Here is a 3,018-nt window from a genome sequence, read left to right as displayed (position 1 = left end):
GTGGTCGCGAGGCTCGAAGCCCTCGGCGGCGAAGTCACGCGGGGTGCCGTGGGTCTCGATCACGTACAGGTCGTCCTCGCCGCCGGTGGGGACGCCGTCGATGACCAGGTTGCCCAGCTGCTTCATCAGCTCGTCGAACTTGGCGCCGGCCTCGTCGGCGGCGGTCTGGGCCTGCTTCACGTCCGCAGCGAGCTGCTTGGTGCGGGCCAGCAGCTGCTGCTTCTCCTCGCCGGAGGCCTTGGCCACCTGCTTGCCGAGCTCCTTCTGCTCGGCGCGCTGGGTCTCGAAGGTCATGATGTTGCTGCGGCGGGCCTCGTCGGCGGCCAGCAGCTGGTCGACGACCTCGCCTGATCCTCCGCGCGCGATCTCACTACGCCGGATTCGGTCGGGGTCGGTGCGCAGGAGCTTCGGATCGATCATGGCCCAAGACTACCGACTGCGGACCCCCGTGCCGTCTGCGGCGTCCGCACACGGGCGCCCGTGTCAGAATCGGGACATGTTCGCCCACCTGTCCCCCGACCGGCTGCGACGGCGCCACCTGGCCCTGTCCACCCTGGTGCTCTCCCTGTTGGGGCTGGCGGTGTGGACCTGGCTGGTGCTGGGAACCGGCCTGCTCGACGGGTTCGACCGGTGGGCCGAGCGCCGCTGGATCACCCCCGATGGTGCCGCCGCAGAGGTCTGGTCGGCCATCGCCGTGGTGACGATGCCGGGCGTGCTGGCTGCCTGCTTGTGCGTGGTGGCGCTGTGGGCCTGGCGGCGCCGGCTGCGCAACCTGGCGATGGCGCTGGTGGGCTCGGTGGCGCTGGCCTGGCTCTCCTTCACGGTGCTCAAGCTGCTGGTGGGCCGCCCCCGCCCCGCGCCGGTGATGGACGTCATCACCCAGCACGGCTCCTCCTATCCCAGCGGGCACATGACCATGGCCACCACCGTCGCCCTGATGGCTGCGGCCGCCACGACCACCACCCGGCAGCCCGCCGACAGCCGCCTGCTGTGGCGTGCCGTCGGTGTGGTCCTGGTCATGGTGGTGGCGATCGACCGCGTCGTGATGTCGGCGCACTGGCCCAGCGACGTGGTGGCGGGGCTGCTGCTCGGCGTGGTCTGCGCCAGCCTGGCCTGCCTGGTCTGCCGGGTGCACGTGCTGCCGCTTCCGGCCCGGCACCTGCTCGACGGCCGCACCCGGACCTGCGCGGTGATCTGGAACCCGTCGAAGGTGCTCGACCCGGCCAGCTTCCGTCGCACCCTGGAGTGGGAGCTCGACCGTCGTGGCTGGGGCGACGCGCTCTGGCTGCAGACCAAGCGTGACGACCCGGGTTATGCGATGGCCCAGGAGGCGATCTCCCGCGATGTCGACCTGGTGGTGGTGGCCGGCGGCGACGGAACGGTGCGCGTGGTTTGCTCCGAGCTGGCCAATTCCGGCATCCCGCTGGGCATCATCCCGGCCGGCACCGGAAACCTGCTGGCCAGGAACCTGGGGATCCCGCTGGACGAGGTGGCAGCGGCCGCCGTCGCCTTCAACGGCAAGCCGCGCGCGATCGACCTGGTGCGGGTGCGTGTCGACGGCCCGGTGGAGGCCGACGGCACCGAACGGGACGTCCACTTCGCCGTCATGGCAGGGATCGGCACCGACGCGCGGATCATGGAGAAGACCCGTCCGGAGCTGAAGAAGGTCGTCGGCTCGGCCGCCTACTTCCTGGCCGCCGCCCGCGAGGTGGCCTCGGAGCCGATGGAGCTGACGTTCACCGTCGACGACGGCGAGCCGCAGCACCGCCGCGCCACGATGGCCGTGGTGGGCAATGTGGGCATGCTGCAGGGCGGCATCCAGCTGATGCCGCGGGCCAATGCCAGCGACGGCCTGCTGGACCTGATCGTCGCCTCGCCGCGCAGCTATGTGGACATGGCCACCATGACCGCGAAGGTCCTGGGCCGCGTCGCCAGTGACCTGGACCGCGTGGACCAGGTGCAGGCGCGCAAGGTACGCCTGGAGGTGGCGGAGAAGATGCCCTACGAGCTGGACGGTGACACCGAAGGCCACACCACGGTCTTCGAGGCCGAGGTCGCAGCCGGCGCCCTGCTGCTGATGCAGGAGTGAGCCCCCGCCGTGGAGTGTGTGGCCCAGCCCCCGATGTCGAGGGCTGGGCCACACACTTCATACTCCCTGTGACTCAGGGGCGCAGCAGCACCTTGGTGGCGGTGCGCTCGTCCATCGCCTTGTAGGCCTCGGCCACCTTCTCCAGCGGCAGCTCCAGGTCGAAGACCTTGCCGGGCTGGATCCTGCGGTCGAGCACCAGCTGCAGCAGGTGCTCCAGGTAGTTGCGCACCGGCGCGACGCCGCCGTGGACGCCCTGGTTCTTCCAGAACATCTGGGTGATGTCCATGTCGCCGTGGGGAACACCGACGACGCCCACCATGCCGCCGGGACGCAGGCACTCGACGGCCTGCGTGCGCGCGTCCTCGGTGCCGACGCACTCCAGCACCACGTCGGCGCCGATGCCCTCGGTGAGCTCCTGAACCTTCTTCACGCCCTCCTCGCCGCGCTCCGCGACGATGTCGGTGGCGCCGAAGTCCTTGGCGATCTGCTGGCGGTCGGCGTGGCGGCTCATGGCGATGACGCGCTCGGCGCCCAGCTCGACGCTGGCCAGCACCGCGGACAGGCCGACGGCGCCGTCGCCGACCACGGCCACGGTCTTGCCGGGGCCGACCCCGCCGCTGACGGCGGCATGCCAGCCGGTGCACATCACGTCGGACAGGGCCAGCAGGTGCGGGATGAGGTCCTCGTCGGGCTGTCCGGGGGTGGCCAGCAGGGTGCCGTCGGCCTGCGGGATGCGGATCCTCTCGGCCTGGCAGCCGTCGTAGCCACCGCCGTTGAGGCAGTTGGCGTGGGCGCCCTTGCGGCACACCGGGCAGGTGTTGTCGCTGTAGGTGAAGCCGCCGACGACGAAGTCGCCGACCTTCACGCTGCTCACCTCGTCACCCACCTGCTCGACGATGCCGACGTACTCGTGGCCGATCGGGGTGGGC

The 3,018-nt window shown here is 70.9% G+C and carries 2 protein-coding genes and 1 pseudogene; 1 reads left to right on the top strand and 2 read right to left on the bottom strand.

The window, feature by feature from the left end:
• A pseudogene (locus ACHFFZ_RS09255) lies at positions 1 to 420 on the bottom strand (serine--tRNA ligase); the annotation flags it as partial.
• A 76-nt stretch (positions 421 to 496) separates the two neighbouring features.
• Between ACHFFZ_RS09255 and ACHFFZ_RS09250 the strand changes: the two are divergent.
• A complete protein-coding gene (locus ACHFFZ_RS09250; RefSeq protein ID WP_394276348.1) occupies positions 497 to 2,089 on the top strand; it encodes a YegS/Rv2252/BmrU family lipid kinase in 1,593 nt (530 codons plus the stop codon).
• Between the two features lie 73 nt (positions 2,090 to 2,162).
• On the opposite strand, the gene ACHFFZ_RS09245 is transcribed toward ACHFFZ_RS09250, so the two are convergent.
• On the bottom strand, positions 2,163 to 3,018 hold an 856-nt coding region (locus ACHFFZ_RS09245), incomplete at its 5' end, for a zinc-binding dehydrogenase (protein ID WP_394276347.1).

The organism is Luteococcus sp. (genome assembly GCF_043424415.1).
GTDB lineage: Bacteria > Actinomycetota > Actinomycetes > Propionibacteriales > Propionibacteriaceae > Luteococcus.
The sequence above is the reverse complement of the archived record's forward strand: the minus strand, read 5'-3'. Positions and strand labels throughout refer to the sequence as shown.